We start from the raw sequence: 14,114 nt of genomic DNA on the forward strand, positions 1-14,114 counted from the left end.
AATCCAGAATTACTGCTGACCGAAATATTTTGTATGTCCACATTATTGGACATCTTGTTGCTGGATTCCTGCTTAGCCTCGCAGAGGAAGGACGGCGCGCAGGTTGGCGCCGTTTTCCTTATGTGAGCGCATATCGCGCGAATTCTGATCGGTCGGGAGCAGCGGTGCTCGCCGACCAGCTGGAGGTTTCACGAAATGTTCTGGACCAAGAACTCTCGTCCCCGACGGGCCGCGGCCGGTCTCACCCTCGCGCTCGCTCTCGCATCGGGTAGCTGGCTGGATTCCTCGGTCGCACTGGCGGATCCGGGAGCGAGGTTTGTGGTGATCACCGGGGCCGGTTCGTCGAATATCAGCGTGCTGGGTCTCGACAGCGCAGGCGGGTTGTCGAAGGTGGCGGGATCGCCGTTCGCCTCGGGAACCGGTGCGCTGTCGGTGACGATTACTCCAGATGGCCGGAAGGTCTATTCGGCGAACGTCGTGTCGGGCACAGTGAACGGATTCGATCTCGGTGCCGACGGCAGGCTCACTCCCATCGCCGACGCGCACTTCGACCTCGGCGGCCCCGGTGTGGGAATCCTGGCGGCACCCGATGGCAAGACAGTGTTTGTGACCACCGGCACGGTGACGAACGAGATCCGTGCCTACCGGATCACCAGCACGGGCGGACTCACCCCGACCGGGGCAACTCCGGTGCCGATCCCTGGGATCAGCGGACTGAGCATGCCCGCCATCTCGCCCGACGGAAAGTATCTCTTCATGGTGGGCTGGCTCGACGCCACGGTGCTGAGCTATGCCGTGGGGCCGAACGGCGCGCTGACGCAGGTGGATTCGGTACCCGCTGGATTGATGTCGACTATTCCCGGCGTCACTCCGGACGGACGCTTTCTTTACACCAGCAATGAGGCAGAGGGCAATGTATCGGGCTATTCGATCGGCGCCGACGGGAAACTGACACCGGTACCCGGATCCCCCTTCCGTACCGGCTTGATGCCGCTGCCGCACGGCGCGATGTTCACTTCCGACAGCAAACGCATGTACATGGCCGAGGCGATGGCGGGCGGCATCGCCGGATTCGAGATCGCCGAGAACGGCGCGCTGACCACGCTGCCCGGTACGCCCTACAAGGCGCCGGCGGGCACGCTGCCGGGCCGTGTTCTGGTCGACTCGGTATCGCAACATGTCTTCCTCATCGACACTCTCACCGTTCAAGGCACTTCACGAGTGCATACCTATGCGATGGCGCCCGACGGGCGGCTCACGTTGACCGATGCCCCTTCGGTCGATACCGGCCTGCTCTTCGCCGACGGGCCGAATGCGTGGGTGGCGACCCAGTGACGATCGGTCCGAGCCCCTCGCGCGGCGGGATATTACATATATTATATTCAGGAAGGACTCATATTTCAGCTGCCAAGGGAGGCACACGATGAAACCGTACCGCTCGATGCTCTTCGTCCCCGGTCACAAGGGCGCCTGGGCCGACAAGGGCGTCGCATCCGGTGCTGACGCGCTGATCCTCGACCTCGAAGACTCGGTGCCCGCCGCCGACAAGATCGAGGCACGCGGCATCGTCGCCGCCACCATCGACCGCCTCACCGCCGAGGGCGTGCGCCCCGACCTGTGGGTCCGGGCCAACCCGGAGATCAGTGGACTGCTCGGCGGCGACCTGGAGGCCATCGTGCGTCCGGGGCTGGCCGGACTGTTCCTGGCCAAGGTGTTCACCGCCGAGGAGATCGTGCGCCTGGACGCGGTCCTGAGCCACATCGAACAGCGCGAGGGTCTCGAGGTGGGCACCGTGCAGTTGATCGTGTCCTTCGAGACCGCGGTGTCGATGGCGCACTGCGAGGACATCGCGGGCGCGAGCCCCCGGGTGGCCTCGCTGCTCGGTGCCACCGGTCCCAATGCCGACGTCGGCCGGGAACTCGGCTTCGAGTTCACTCCCGGCGGGCTCGAAACGCTGTACCTGCGCAGCCGGATCATCCTGGCGGCCAAGGCGAACGGGCTGCACCACCCGGTGACCGGCGTGTGGCAGGACATCAAGGATCTCGAGGGTGCGCGTCGTTTCTGCCTGGACAACCGCCAGCTCGGCTACCGCGGTCTGGTGGCGATCCACCCGTCGCACGTGGCCATCGCCAACGAGGTGTTCTCGCCGTCGCCCGAGACCGTCGACTACTGCCGGCGCATGATCGTGGCGTTCCGGGAAGCCGAAGCCGCAGGCAGCGCCGCGGTCGACTTCGAGGGCCAGCACGTCGATCTCGCCCACGTCAAGACCGCCGAGGGCATCATCGCCCTGTCTGACGCCGTGTCGGCCAACGCGTAACCAGCACAAAAAAGAAGGGGGTGGCCGCGGCCACCCCCTTCTTCATGTTCTGAGCTGATCAGCCCACGATCAGCAGAACCGTCTCGGCGACGCAGGCCGGCTTGGCCTCACCGCCGTCGAGCACATACTTCGTCGTCACCGAAGCTCCAGCCGGAGTCTCGGTGACATCGGTGATCGTGACGGTCGCCCGAAGTTCCGATCCGGCGCGCAGCGGCGCCGGAAAGCGAACCTTGTTGACGCCGTAGTTGACCCGGGCCGAGCCGAAGGTGAAATCCAGGAGCTCCGGCCGGAAATGGGAGATCAGCGAGAGCGTGAGATATCCATGGGCGATGGTGCCGCCGTAGGGTCCCGTGGCAGCACGCTCCGGGTCGACGTGGATCCACTGCTCGTCGTCGGTGACCACGGCGAACGCGGAGATCCGCGTCTGGTCGACGAGAAACGGTTCACTCGGGCCGATCGGCTCGCCCACCGCGGCGCGGACCTCGTCGAGGGTGGTGAAAACGCGGGTCACGATGTCTCCTGGCTAATCGGTGGTGAGATCGACGGTGGCATTCGGTCCGGCGGATTCGCCACCGGGGCCGAACAATTCGAGTGCGACACCGTCGGGTACCTCGGTGGCGAGCAGCCGGGCGGGCTGACCGCAGAACAGCGGCGCCCTGCCCCGGTGCCGTAGCTCGCGTGCGGGCGACCCGCCCATCAACCGGTGGACCTCCGCCAACGCGATGGCTTGCAACGGGCCGTGCACGACCAGCCCGGGGTAACCCTCCACACCGGTGGCATAGGGCCAGTCGTAGTGGATGCGGTGCGCGTTGGCGGTGGCCGCGGAGAACCGCGCGAGCAGTGACGGATCGGTGCGCAGCTCCCAGGCGTTGTCCGAGGCTCGGTGCAACGGGGGGCCCGGAACGGTGTTCTCGGCCTGCGGGAACACCGCGGGCCGCTCGGGGGCGGGCGCGGCCTCCCGATAGATCAGGTTCTGCGTCTCCTCGACGGCGAGTTCGTCAGTGTCGTCGAACAATCGGATCTGGACGTCGACCACCACCAGTGCGCCCGAGCGCCCCTTCTTCTCCGACACCGAGATGACCTCGGCCTCGCGGCGCACGGTCGATCCGACGAGAAGTGGTGCGTGGAAACGGATCTCACCACCGGCGAACATCCGACGCGGCAGGTCGACCGGCGGCAGGAACGACCCGCGTCGCGGGTGTCCGTCGACACCGAGGACACCGGAGGCAGCCCACCGGGGCAGGGCCACCCAGTGCCACAGCGGTGGCAGCGGATCACCGGGGCCCGGGGTGGGCAGACCGTCGTCGAGCAGGGCCGCCAACGCGGCCACCGGAGCGGGATCGAGGAGCTCGGTGGAGGTTTCCAGATGCGGCTGCCAGTCGGAGGCGGTCACATGAACCGCCCGCCGGTCACCTCGAGCACGGTGCCCGTCATGTACGAGGACATGTCGGAGGCGAGAAACAGTGCCACCGTGGCGATCTCGTCGATCTCACCGGCGCGGCCGAGGGGAATCTCGGCCATCTTCTGGTCCCATACCTTCTGCGGCATGGCTTCGGTCATGGCGGTACGGATGAGGCCGGGCTGGATGGCGTTGACCCGAACACCCAGGTGCGCGAGCTCTTTCGCCGCTGCTTTGGACAGGCCGACGATGCCGGCCTTGGCCGCGGAGTAGTTGGTCTGGCCGGGCAGGCCGATCTTGCCCGAGAGCGAGGACATGTTGATGATGGCGCCGTTGCCGCGCTCGCGCATCACCGCACCGGCCAGGCGGGTGCCGTTCCATGTGCCCTTGAGATGCACGGCGATGACCTGGTCGAACTGGTCCTCGGTCATTTTGCGCATGGTCGCGTCGCGGGTGATGCCCGCGTTGTTGATCATGACGTCGACGGGGGAGAAGGATTCGGCGGCGGCGTCGAGCAGGGTCTGGACATCGTCGGCGACGGTGACGTCACAGCGCACACCACGAGCGACAGCCGCGCCGCCGAGCTTGTCGGCGGCGGCTTCGGCGGCCGCACCGTCGATGTCACCGATGATGACGCGGGCACCCTCGGCGATGAACCGTTCGGCGATCGCGTAGCCGATGCCCTGGGCGGCGCCGGTGATGACGGCGGTCTTGTCGGCCAGAAGTGGTCCGGTCATGATGCTTCCTCACTGTCGGTGGTGGCGTCGAGCTGCGCCAGGATGCGTCGGGCACGGTCGAGGACGGGCTTGTCGACCATGGCACCGTCGACAACGGCGACACCCGAAGTGTCGGTGATCGCCGCGAAGATTTTTCGGGCCCACGCCTGTTCGTCCGCGCTGGGCCGGAAGGCTGTGGCCACGGGGTCGAGTTGGCGTGGGTGGATGCAGAGTTTGCCGGTGAAACCGAGCCGCCTGCCGTAACGGGCGTCGTCGTCGACCAGGTCGGCGTCATCGACGACGGCGGTAACGCCGTCGATCGGGCCGGGCAGGCCCGCTGCGGCCGAAGCGAGCACGAGAGCGTGCCGAGTCCCGGCCAGCGCGTCGCGGTCGGTGGGGTCCACCCCGAGTTCGGCGGCGAGGTCGAAGGTGCCGACCGCGAGTCGATCCACTCCCGGTGTGGCGGCGACGGCTGCTGAATGCAGCACCCCCGCAGCGGTTTCGATCAAGGCGATCAGCAAGGGTTCGGTCCGGCCGATGGCGGCTTTGGGACGGTAGGGACCGCTTCGTCGACTCGACTGCCCCTCGGCGAGCGCCGCGACGACACCGTCGAGAACCCCGACTTCGGCTTTCGGCAGCATCACCGCGCAGCGCAGCGGTGCCAGTGCTGCGAGATCGTCGTCATGCCAGACGGTTCCGGCCGCGTTGATGCGCACGGCGCACTCGTTGCCCGCTTCGATCCAGGCCACGGCGTTCTCGCGCGCGGTCTCTTTGGCATCGGGGGCGACGGCGTCCTCGAGATCGAGCACGACCAGGCCGGGGTTCGCCGCCGCGGCCTTGGCGAAACGTTCGGGACGATCGGCCGGGACGAACAACAGCGTCGCGGCGGAGCGCACCCGCGTCGCCAGATCGGTGGCGATACCGGTACTCACGCGCGCTTCTTCGCTTCGCGCACGAGCCCGCCACCGATGATCAGGCGCTGGATCTCGCTGGTGCCCTCGTACAGGCGCAACAGGCGGACATCGCGGTAGATGTGCTCGACGGTGACTTCACGCATGTAGCCGCTGCCGCCGTGGATCTGCACCGCGTTGTCTGCGACCCGGCCGACCATCTCGGTGCAGAAGAGCTTGGCCACCGACGGTGAGATCCGCCGGTCCTCGCCGGAGACGTACTTGGCGGCGGCGTCGCGCACCAACGCGCGGCCCGCCATCACGCCGGTCTGCATATCGGCGATCATCGCCTGGACCAACTGGAAATCACCGATGGCCGTGCCGCCCTGGGTGACGGTGGCGGCGTAGGCAACCGACTCGTCGAGCGCGCGCTGGGCGGTGCCGACAGCGAGCGCGGCGATGTGGACGCGGCCACGCGACAGAGAGGCCATAGCGGCCTTATAACCTACGTTCTCCGAGCCACCTACCAGGGCGTCTGCGGGAACGCGGACATCGGTGAAGGTGACATCGGCGGTCCACGCACCCTCCTGACCCATCTTCGCGTCCTTGGGGCCGACGATGACTCCCGGTGTATCGGCGGGCACCAGGAATACGGCGATACCGGGACCGTCCGGGCCGGGCTCCGCGGTGCGGGCGAACGTGACGAACAGATCGGCCAGGGGAGCGTTGGTGATGAAGCGCTTCTGACCGTCGATCACCCAGTCGTCACCGTCACGCCGTGCACGGGTGCGCAGCCCCGCGGGGTTGGAGCCCGCACCGGGTTCGGTGAGCGCGAAGGAGGCCAGCACCTCGCCCGAGGCGATCCGCTCGAGCCACTGCTTCTTCTGCTCATCGGTGCCGTAGTTCACCAGCACCTGGCCCGCGATGCCGTTGTTGGTGCCGAACAGCGACCGCAGCGACAGGCTGGTGTAGCCGAATTCCATGGCGAGCTCGACATCCTGGGTGAGATCGACGCCGAGGCCGCCCCACTGCTGCGGAATCGCGTACCCGAACAGCCCCATCTCGGCTGCGGCCTGGCGGATGTCGTCCGGAATCGCGTTGGTGTCGAGGATCTCCTGCTCGCGCGGGACCACCTTCGTGCGGATGAAAGTACGGACGTGGGCCAGGATCGGATCGAAGTCCTCGGCACTGAGTTCGGACACTCTCGGCTCCTTTGTTTGAGCGCAGTTGATACTAGATATAATATATGATGATACAATATATGATGAGTCCGCACGGTGGGGTACCATCCGTCCGGCACCATCTAGTACATAATATATTCCGAGAGGACGCGACATGGCTGGCCTGTATTTCGAGGAGTTCGAGCCGGGAATGGTCATCGACCATCCCACCCGCCGCACGGTCACCGAGGCGGACAACACGTTCTTCAGCGTGATGACCCTGAACCTGGCGCCGCTGCATCTCGACGCCGAGTACAGCAAGAACTCCATCTACGGTCAGCGACTGGTGAACAGCCTGTTCATCCTCGGCCTGGTGTCGGGCATCACGGTGCCGGAGACCACCCAGGGCACCACCCTGGGCAACCTGGGTTTCGAGCAGATCAAGTTCCCCAAGCCCGTCTTCCACGGCGACACGATCCACGTGCAGACCAAGATCGAGAGCAAGCGGGAATCCAAGAGCCGCAACGACTCCGGCATCGTGATGTTTCGCCACCTCGGCATCAACCAGCGTGACGAAGTGGTCTGTGACGCCCTGCGCGTCGGTCTGATGATGAAGCGACCGGCCGAGCAGGCCTGATCCGGTCCGACGAATCACCAACGAGGAGGACACGTCATGGTGGACGTTCAGCCTGTCGAGCAGCCGGCCTGGGTTCCCGACGAGCAGATCCGTGAGCGCAGCCGTCTGCTGACGGCGATGCGCGGCTGGGGCTTCGGCGACGATGCCACGGCAGTTACCGAGCTCAATCGCCGGGCGATCGCCGAACCCGAATGGTTCTGGCAGGCGGCGGCAACCGACCTGGGCGTGGACTTCTCGGTCCCGTTCGACCGCGCCGTCGACGAATCGGCCGGAAAACCCTTCCCTCGGTGGTTCACCGGCGGTGGTGTGAACATCGCGCAGCTGGCCGCGCATCGGCACGCGCAAGGAAGCAATGCCGACCGCACCGCGATCGTTTACGAGGGTGACGAGGGTGAGCGTCGCACGCTGACCTTCGCCGAACTCGACGTCGAGGTGCGCCGCTTCGCCGCCAACCTCACTCAGCTGGGTGTGCGGCGTGGCGACCGGGTGGTGCTGTTCATGCCGGTGGTGCCCGAAGCGGCCGTGGCGTTCCTCGCGATCGCCATGATCGGGGCCGTCTCGGTGCCGACCTTCAGCGGGTACGCACCGGACGCACTCGCGACCCGCCTGCAGGATTCCGAGGCGGTGCTGCTGGTGACCGCGGACGGTACGACCCGGCGTGGCAAGCGCGTCGAGCTGAAGGCCACCGCGGACGCGGCGCTGGAGGCGGCGCCCTCGGTCCGCAAGGTCGTGGTCATCCGGCATCTGGGCACCGACGTGCCGATGCACGCCGGCCGCGATGTGTATTACGACGAACTCGACGCCGACCCGGCCCCGGTGGCGACCGCCGACACCGAGTCCAACGACCCGCTGACCATCGTCTACACCTCGGGCACCACCGGTCGCCCGAAGGGCATCGTGCACTCGCACGGAGGCTTCGCGGTGAAGACCGCGGTCGATTTCGGCTACGGCTTCGATGTGCACGACGGCGATGTTGTCTCCTGGATCACCGATCTCGGCTGGCTCGTCGGTCCGATGCTGATGACCGGCCCGCTGCAACTGGGCGCGACGATCGTGATGATCGAAGGGCTGCCCACCCATCCGACCGCGAGCCGGATGTGGGAGATCATCGAACGCAACGGCGTCACCGTGGCCGGTATCGCGCCCACCGCGGCTCGAGCGCTGAAAGCGGCGGGAGATGCTGTCACCCACGAGATGCCGAGCCTGCGGACCTTCGTTTCCACCGGCGAAGCCTGGGATGAACCCACCTGGTGGTGGCTGTTCTCCGAGGTCGGCGGTGGCAAGCGACCGATCGTCAACTACAGCGGCGGCACCGAGGTCGGCGGCGGCATCCTGATCGGCTATCCCTTCCTGCCTGCGGCCCCGGCGGCCTTCACCGGTGCACTGCCCGGCGTCGACGCCGCGGTATTCGGCGAGGACGGCAAGCCGGTCGTCGGTGAGATCGGGGAACTGGTGGTGCGCAACACCTTCCCCGGCATGACCCACGCCTTCTGGCAGGAGCGCGAGCGCTACCTCGAGACCTACTGGAACCAGTGGGACGGTATCTGGGTGCACGGCGACCTCGCCAGCATCGATGATCAGGGCATGTGGCGCATCCACGGCCGCTCCGACGACACCATCAAACTCTCGGGTCGCCGGGTCGGCCCCGCCGAGATCGAAGCGGCGCTGTTGCGCGACAACAGGATCGCCGAAGTCGCCGTGATCGGCGTCCCCGACGAACTGCGCGGACAGCGCGCGGTGGCCTTCGCGGTCCTGCGCGCCGCGGGGGAGACCCCACAGGACCTGCAGGACACCGCGACCGGCAACGCGGGGCGCTCGTTCGCCCCGGCGGTGGTCGTCGTGGAAAGCCTGCCCAAGACCAAGAACGGAAAAATCATGCGCCGGGCCATTCGGTCCCGGTTCCTCGGGTCACCGATCGGCGACATGTCCGCTCTCGACCCCACCACCCCACTCGAAGCGATCCCCGTGTCCGCGGGCGACGAACAGGAGTAGCAATGACTGCCGCTACCGACACCGATGACAATGTCGAGGTCGTCCGTCAGGCGACGCGCGAGCTCGCGCGCAAGTTCGACAACAACTACTGGCTCGACAAGGACAACAAGCACGAATACCCCTGGGACTTCGTGAAAGCCTTCGCCGCGGGCGGTTGGCTCGGCGCGATGATCCCCGAGGAGTACGGCGGCATCGGGCTCGGCCTGAAAGAGACCGCGGTCATGCTGGGCGAGATCTCGGCCTCCGGCGCCGGCATGAGCGGTGGCTCGGCGATCCACTTCTACGCGTTCCCGCCCGCGCCGATCGTGAAGTACGGCTCGGAGGCGATGAAGCGCGAGTTCCTGCCCCAGCTCGCCTCCGGCGATCTGCTGATGGCCTTCGGCGTCACCGAACCCACCGCGGGCGTTGACACTTCGCGGATCAAGACCAAGGCCACCAAGGTCGACGGCGGTTGGGTGATCAACGGGCAGAAGGTGTTCATCACCAATGCCCAGAACGCGCACAAGATCCTGCTGCTGGCCCGTACCTCGCCGCGTCGCGACGACAAGCCGCTGTGGGGCATGTCGCTGTTCCTGGCCGACATGGATCGCTCCAAGATCACCGTCCGCGAGATCGACAAGCTCGGCCGCGCCGCGATCGACACCAACGAGCTGTTCATCGACAACCTCGAGGTGGCCGACGATCGCCTCGTCGGCGAGGTCGACAAGGGCTTCTACTACCTGCTCGACGGCCTGAACCCCGAACGCATCGTGGTCGGCATGGAAGGTGTGGGTCTCGGCCGCGCCGCGCTCGAGATCGGCGCCGAATACGCCAAGAACCGTGTCGTCTTCGATCGCCCGATCGGCCAGAACCAGGCTGTGGCACACCCGTTGGCCGATTCCTGGATCCGTCTGGAAGCCGCTGAAGGCATGATCATGCGGGCGGCGGACTTGTTCGACGCGGGTCTGCCGTGCGGTCCCGAGGCGGCCGCGGCCAAGTACCTCGGCGCCGAAGCCGGCTTCGAGGCGTGTGACCGCGCGTTCTCCACGCTCGGCGGGTACGCCTACGCGAAGGAGTACCACATCGAGCGGCTGTGGCGGGAGGTGCGTCTGCTGCGTAATGCGCCGTTCTCCCAGGAGATGGTGCGCAACTACATCTCCCAGCAGGTGCTCGGCCTACCGCGTTCCTACTAGGAGGGAAGAACCGATGACGGGACCGTTGACGGGTGTGCGTGTTGTCGTGCTGGCAGGCATGGGGCCGGTGCCCTACGTGTCGATGTTGCTGGCGGACATGGGCGCCGACGTCGTCCGGGTGGTGCGCCCGCGGCACCGCTCGGCGCGCGAGCTGAGCCAAACTGTCGGCCTGACCGAGGAGACCGATGTGGTCAATCGCGGTGTCGGGTCGATAGCGGTGGATCTGAAGGACCCGGCCGGGCGCGAAGCTGTTCTGCGCCTGGCTGATTCGGCCGATGTGTTCATCGAGGGCTATCGCCCCGGTGTCACCGAACGGCTGGGTCTGGGCCCCGAGGAGGCCACCGCGCGCAACCCCCGTCTGGTCTACGTCCGGCTCACCGGTTACGGCCAAACCGGTCCCCGTGCGCAGGACGCCGGACACGACATCAACTATGTCGCCCAGTCCGGCGCCCTGCACGCACTCGCGTCCGAGGGCGGCGCGCCGAGACCGCCGATCAATCTGCTCGGCGATTACGCGGGCGGCGGTGCGATCGGCGCGTTCGGCATCGCCTGCGCACTGGTGGAAGCCGCGCGCACCGGGCGCGGTCAGGTGATCGACGCCGCGATGGTCGATGGCGTCGCGGTGCTGACCGCGAAGTTGCAGGGGTTGCGTGCCGCCGGGCTGTACTCCGACGAGCCGGGTACCAATTTCCTGGATTCGGGCGCACCGTTCTACGACACCTATCGGTGCGCGGACGGTCGGTACCTGGCCGTGGGCGCGCTCGAGCCCGACTTCTACCGCGAGTTTCTCACCAAGCTCGGTGTCGACACCAGCGACTGGCCCGGGCAGGACGATCGCGATGAGTGGCCACGCCTGCGCGAACTCATCGCCGAGGCGGTAGCCCTGCGCACCCGCGACGAATGGCAGCAGATCTATCAGGGCACCGACGCGTGCGCGTCGCCGGTCCTCACCTTCGACGAAGCGGCGCAGGACCCGCACAATGTCGAACGCGGTGTGTTCGAACGTGTTTCGGGCGTCCTGCATCCGGCGCCCGCGCCCCGCTTCGGCCGGACCCCCGCTCGGGCGCCGTCGACGCCGCCCACCGGGCTCGGTGAACTCGACGACGTTCTCACGCGGTGGTCGACCACCGCGACTTCTACCGGCGCCGCTGCGGTGTCGATCAGCGAATGAAAGGACAACACGTGTCCGGCTACGAGGACTTCTCGTCGTTGACGATCGATCGGCCCTCGGAGGGCGTGCTGCGTATCGTCCTCGACGGGCCGAATCTGAATTCGGTTGGCGCCGAGGCGCATCGGCACCTCGCTGATGTCTGGCCGGTGATCGCACTCGACGAATCCGTGCGCGCGGTGATCATCCGCGGCGCGGGGGAGCGGGCCTTCTCCGCCGGTGGCAGCTTCGACTTGGTCGAGGACATGATCGGTGACTATGCCGCCCGGACCAGAGTCATGCGCGAGGCCCGCGATCTGGTGCGCAACATCATCGAGGTGCCCCAGCCGATCATCTCCGCGATCAACGGCCCGGCCGCGGGCGCGGGCCTGGTGGCCGCGCTGCTGGCCGACATCTCGGTGGCGGGTCGCCGCGCCAAGATCGTCGACGGGCACGTGCGCCTCGGCGTGGCGGCGGGCGATCACGCGGCGATCTGCTGGCCGTTGCTCACCTCGATGGCCAAGGCCAAGTACCACCTGCTCACCAACGAGGTACTCACCGGCGAGCAAGCCGAGCGTATCGGCATGGTGTCGCTGTGTGTCGACGACGACCAGGTCCAGGACCGGGCCATGGAGATCGCGCAGAAGCTGGCCGCCGGTTCGCGGGCCGGTATCCAGGGCACCAAGATGGCGCTCAACGGCTGGTACCGGCAGGCCATGCCGATCTTCGACGCATCGCTGGGCCTGGAGTTCTACCACTTCGGCGGCCCCGATGTCGCCGAGGGCGTCGGCTCCTACCGGGAGAAGCGGGAGCCCGAGTTCTCATGAGCACCGCACGCGCGCACGGCCCGCTGGCCGGTGTCACGGTGATCGGTCTGGAACAGGCCATCGCCGCCCCGCTGTGCACCCGCCATCTCGCCGACCTCGGCGCCCGCGTGATCAAGGTCGAACAGCCCGGCTACGGCGACTCGACCCGTCACTACGACACCGTGGTCGGTGGCCTGTCGGCGCACTTCACCTGGCTCAACCACGGCAAGGAATCGGCGGCACTGGACCTGCGCGCGGCCGATGACCTCGCGGTCCTCGAAGCCATGCTGGCCGGGGCCGACGTGCTGGTGAGCAATCTCGGACCCGGCGCACTGGACCGGCTCGGCCTCGGCGTCGACGAACTCGCACGCCGCTTTCCCCGGCTGATCATCGTCGACATCTCCGGCTACGGTCGCGGCGGACCACTCGACCACAAGCGCGCCTACGACCTGCTGATCCAGGCCGAAGCGGGCTCGTGCAGTATCACCGGCACACCCGGCAACCCCGCCAAGCCCGGTATCCCGGTCGCTGATATCGGCACCGCGCTGTACTCGTATTCGGCGATCCTGGCCGCGCTCTACGACCGCGAGCGCACCGGACACGGCGCGGTCGTGCCCGTGGCGATGCTCGATGTGGTGTCGGAGATGATGGGATTCGCTCTCAATCAGGTCCTGCACGCCGATACCGAACCGGTGCCGGTGGGAATGGGCTCGCCGATGATCGCCCCGTATGGCGCCTACCCGACTTCGGACGGGCAGACGGCGGTACTCGGAACTACCAGCGACCGTGAGTGGCGGCGGATGACCGACCTCATGGGTCGCCCTGAGCTGGCCGATGATCCGCGCTATCTGCACAACGACGATCGCGTCGCCCGCCGTGGCGAGGTCGATGCGATCGTCCAACAGTGGTGTGCCACCAAGACATTGGCCGAGATCCAGGACAGTGCCGACAAGGCTGGGATCGGGAACGCGCGACTCAACGGTGTGCGCGAACTCGCCGAGCATCCGCAACTGCGCGAGCGTGACCGTTGGCGCGAGATCGGCACTCCGTCCGGTCCTGTGCCCGCCCTGCTGCCGCCGGGTACCGCACGTGACTGGCCGGTGGTGAACGGGTCGGTGCCTGCTCTCGGTGCCCACACCGACGCGATTCGCGCCGAGTTCGCGCCGACGGTGGAGTCGGGGAAGACCTGATGGATCTGCCACGCGTCGCGCAACCACCGAGCCTGAAAGCGGCTGCGGTGCAGGAGATCCGGCGCCGGATCTTCGCGGGTGAGCTCCGTCCGGGTGACAAGATCGATCAGGACGAGATCGCCGAATTCCTGGGCATCAGCAAGCTACCCGTGCGCGAGGCGCTGATCGCGCTCGAGCTGGAGAGCATCGTCGACATGCCGCCGCGCCGTGGCGCGTTCGTGGCCCCGATGACGCGTGACGATGTTCGCGATCACTACTGGCTGCTCGGCGTGGTATCGGGTCTGGCTGCCGCACGTGCGGCAGCCAGGATCTCCGATGTGTCACTGGACGCGCTCGAGGCGATCCTGAATCGGATGGAAACATCGTCGAGCCGGGACCGCGAAACCCTCAACTTCGAGTTCCATCGAATGATCAACCGCGCCAGCGGATCCCGCCGCCTGCTCACCGAGCTCAAAGTACTGGGCAGCGCGGGACCACACGGCTTCTACGAAGCCCACGACGACTGGCCCGAGACGGCCGACCGCGACCACCGCGAGATCCTGACCGCGCTGCGGGCACGCGACGCGGACACCGCCCGCACCACGACCGAGAAGCACTTCCGGCACGGCGGCGACCGCGCGGTCGAGATGCTCGAAGCCCGCCAATTCTGGGCCTGATATAATATTTTATGCGTGAACTAGGAAAGGGT

General features: G+C 67.0%; 14 protein-coding genes. 9 read left to right on the top strand and 5 right to left on the bottom strand.

The window, feature by feature from the left end; genetic code table 11:
* Positions 1–195 precede the first annotated feature (195 nt).
* Positions 196–1,335, top strand: coding sequence for a lactonase family protein (locus tag ACFVVI_RS07495; protein WP_378663245.1), 1,140 nt, complete (start codon positions 196–198; stop codon positions 1,333–1,335).
* Positions 1,336–1,423: 88 nt separating this feature from the next.
* Positions 1,424–2,317, top strand: a complete 894-nt coding sequence (locus ACFVVI_RS07500) for an HpcH/HpaI aldolase/citrate lyase family protein (RefSeq protein WP_378663242.1) — start codon at positions 1,424–1,426, stop codon at positions 2,315–2,317.
* Between the two features lie 58 nt (positions 2,318–2,375).
* Here ACFVVI_RS07500 and ACFVVI_RS07505 read toward each other — a convergent pair whose 3' ends face one another.
* From ACFVVI_RS07505 to ACFVVI_RS07525, 5 genes are read right to left on the bottom strand one after another with little or no spacing between them, the layout of a single operon-like run.
* Positions 2,376–2,828 (bottom strand): MaoC family dehydratase, encoded by a 453-nt coding sequence (locus ACFVVI_RS07505; protein WP_387444068.1) that lies wholly within the window; start codon positions 2,826–2,828, stop codon positions 2,376–2,378.
* Between the two features lie 12 nt (positions 2,829–2,840).
* The gene (locus ACFVVI_RS07510; RefSeq protein ID WP_387444071.1) at positions 2,841–3,710 is read right to left on the bottom strand and encodes a MaoC family dehydratase N-terminal domain-containing protein; all 870 of its coding nucleotides are present in this window, start codon (positions 3,708–3,710) and stop codon (positions 2,841–2,843) included.
* The gene (fabG, locus tag ACFVVI_RS07515) at positions 3,707–4,453 is read right to left on the bottom strand and encodes a 3-oxoacyl-ACP reductase FabG (protein WP_378628110.1); all 747 of its coding nucleotides are present in this window, start codon (positions 4,451–4,453) and stop codon (positions 3,707–3,709) included. The genes ACFVVI_RS07510 and fabG overlap by 4 nt, the downstream gene beginning before the upstream one ends.
* Positions 4,450–5,364 (bottom strand): HpcH/HpaI aldolase/citrate lyase family protein, encoded by a 915-nt coding sequence (locus ACFVVI_RS07520; RefSeq protein ID WP_387444073.1) that lies wholly within the window; start codon positions 5,362–5,364, stop codon positions 4,450–4,452. Before ACFVVI_RS07520 ends, fabG begins: the two co-directional genes overlap by 4 nt.
* Positions 5,361–6,524, bottom strand: coding sequence for an acyl-CoA dehydrogenase family protein (locus ACFVVI_RS07525; RefSeq protein ID WP_378663234.1), 1,164 nt, complete (start codon positions 6,522–6,524; stop codon positions 5,361–5,363). Before ACFVVI_RS07525 ends, ACFVVI_RS07520 begins: the two co-directional genes overlap by 4 nt.
* A 133-nt stretch (positions 6,525–6,657) precedes the next feature.
* On the opposite strand from ACFVVI_RS07525, the gene ACFVVI_RS07530 reads away from it, so the two are divergent.
* The 7 genes from ACFVVI_RS07530 to ACFVVI_RS07560 are packed head-to-tail and all read left to right on the top strand — an operon-like array spanning position 6,658 to position 14,082.
* Positions 6,658–7,119: a MaoC family dehydratase gene (locus ACFVVI_RS07530; RefSeq protein ID WP_101463091.1), complete on the top strand. Its 462-nt coding sequence runs from the start codon at positions 6,658–6,660 to the stop codon at positions 7,117–7,119.
* Between the two features lie 36 nt (positions 7,120–7,155).
* Entirely contained in the window at positions 7,156–9,111 is a 1,956-nt protein-coding gene (locus ACFVVI_RS07535; protein ID WP_387444076.1) for an AMP-binding protein, read from the top strand.
* Between the two features lie 2 nt (positions 9,112–9,113).
* Positions 9,114–10,283: an acyl-CoA dehydrogenase family protein gene (locus ACFVVI_RS07540; RefSeq protein WP_378663228.1), complete on the top strand. Its 1,170-nt coding sequence runs from the start codon at positions 9,114–9,116 to the stop codon at positions 10,281–10,283.
* Positions 10,284–10,296: 13 nt separating this feature from the next.
* On the top strand, positions 10,297–11,454 hold the full coding sequence (locus ACFVVI_RS07545; RefSeq protein WP_387444079.1) for a CaiB/BaiF CoA transferase family protein: 1,158 nt from the start codon (positions 10,297–10,299) through the stop codon (positions 11,452–11,454).
* Positions 11,451–12,257: an enoyl-CoA hydratase/isomerase family protein gene (locus ACFVVI_RS07550; RefSeq protein ID WP_387444081.1), complete on the top strand. Its 807-nt coding sequence runs from the start codon at positions 11,451–11,453 to the stop codon at positions 12,255–12,257. The genes ACFVVI_RS07545 and ACFVVI_RS07550 overlap by 4 nt, the downstream gene beginning before the upstream one ends.
* Complete coding sequence (locus ACFVVI_RS07555; protein ID WP_387444084.1) at positions 12,254–13,426, top strand: CaiB/BaiF CoA transferase family protein; 1,173 nt, start codon at positions 12,254–12,256, stop codon at positions 13,424–13,426. Before ACFVVI_RS07550 ends, ACFVVI_RS07555 begins: the two co-directional genes overlap by 4 nt.
* Positions 13,426–14,082, top strand: coding sequence for a GntR family transcriptional regulator (locus ACFVVI_RS07560; RefSeq protein WP_378663221.1), 657 nt, complete (start codon positions 13,426–13,428; stop codon positions 14,080–14,082). The genes ACFVVI_RS07555 and ACFVVI_RS07560 overlap by 1 nt, the downstream gene beginning before the upstream one ends.
* The last annotated feature ends 32 nt before the right edge of the window (positions 14,083–14,114 follow it).

The sequence above is a fragment of the Nocardia sp. NPDC058114 genome (assembly GCF_042884695.1).
Classification (GTDB): domain Bacteria; phylum Actinomycetota; class Actinomycetes; order Mycobacteriales; family Mycobacteriaceae; genus Nocardia.

Bases quoted from the DNA above. Each gene is read 5' to 3' on its own strand.
- ACFVVI_RS07495 (WP_378663245.1), top strand. From the start codon at position 196: ATGTTCTGGACCAAGAACTCTCGTCCCCGACGGGCCGCGGCCGGTCTC.
- ACFVVI_RS07500 (WP_378663242.1), top strand. From the start codon at position 1,424: ATGAAACCGTACCGCTCGATGCTCTTCGTCCCCGGTCACAAGGGCGCC.
- fabG (WP_378628110.1), bottom strand. From the start codon at position 4,453: ATGACCGGACCACTTCTGGCCGACAAGACCGCCGTCATCACCGGCGCC.
- ACFVVI_RS07530 (WP_101463091.1), top strand. From the start codon at position 6,658: ATGGCTGGCCTGTATTTCGAGGAGTTCGAGCCGGGAATGGTCATCGAC.
- ACFVVI_RS07535 (WP_387444076.1), top strand. From the start codon at position 7,156: ATGGTGGACGTTCAGCCTGTCGAGCAGCCGGCCTGGGTTCCCGACGAG.
- ACFVVI_RS07540 (WP_378663228.1), top strand. From the start codon at position 9,114: ATGACTGCCGCTACCGACACCGATGACAATGTCGAGGTCGTCCGTCAG.
- ACFVVI_RS07545 (WP_387444079.1), top strand. From the start codon at position 10,297: ATGACGGGACCGTTGACGGGTGTGCGTGTTGTCGTGCTGGCAGGCATG.
- ACFVVI_RS07550 (WP_387444081.1), top strand. From the start codon at position 11,451: ATGAAAGGACAACACGTGTCCGGCTACGAGGACTTCTCGTCGTTGACG.
- ACFVVI_RS07555 (WP_387444084.1), top strand. From the start codon at position 12,254: ATGAGCACCGCACGCGCGCACGGCCCGCTGGCCGGTGTCACGGTGATC.
- ACFVVI_RS07560 (WP_378663221.1), top strand. From the start codon at position 13,426: ATGGATCTGCCACGCGTCGCGCAACCACCGAGCCTGAAAGCGGCTGCG.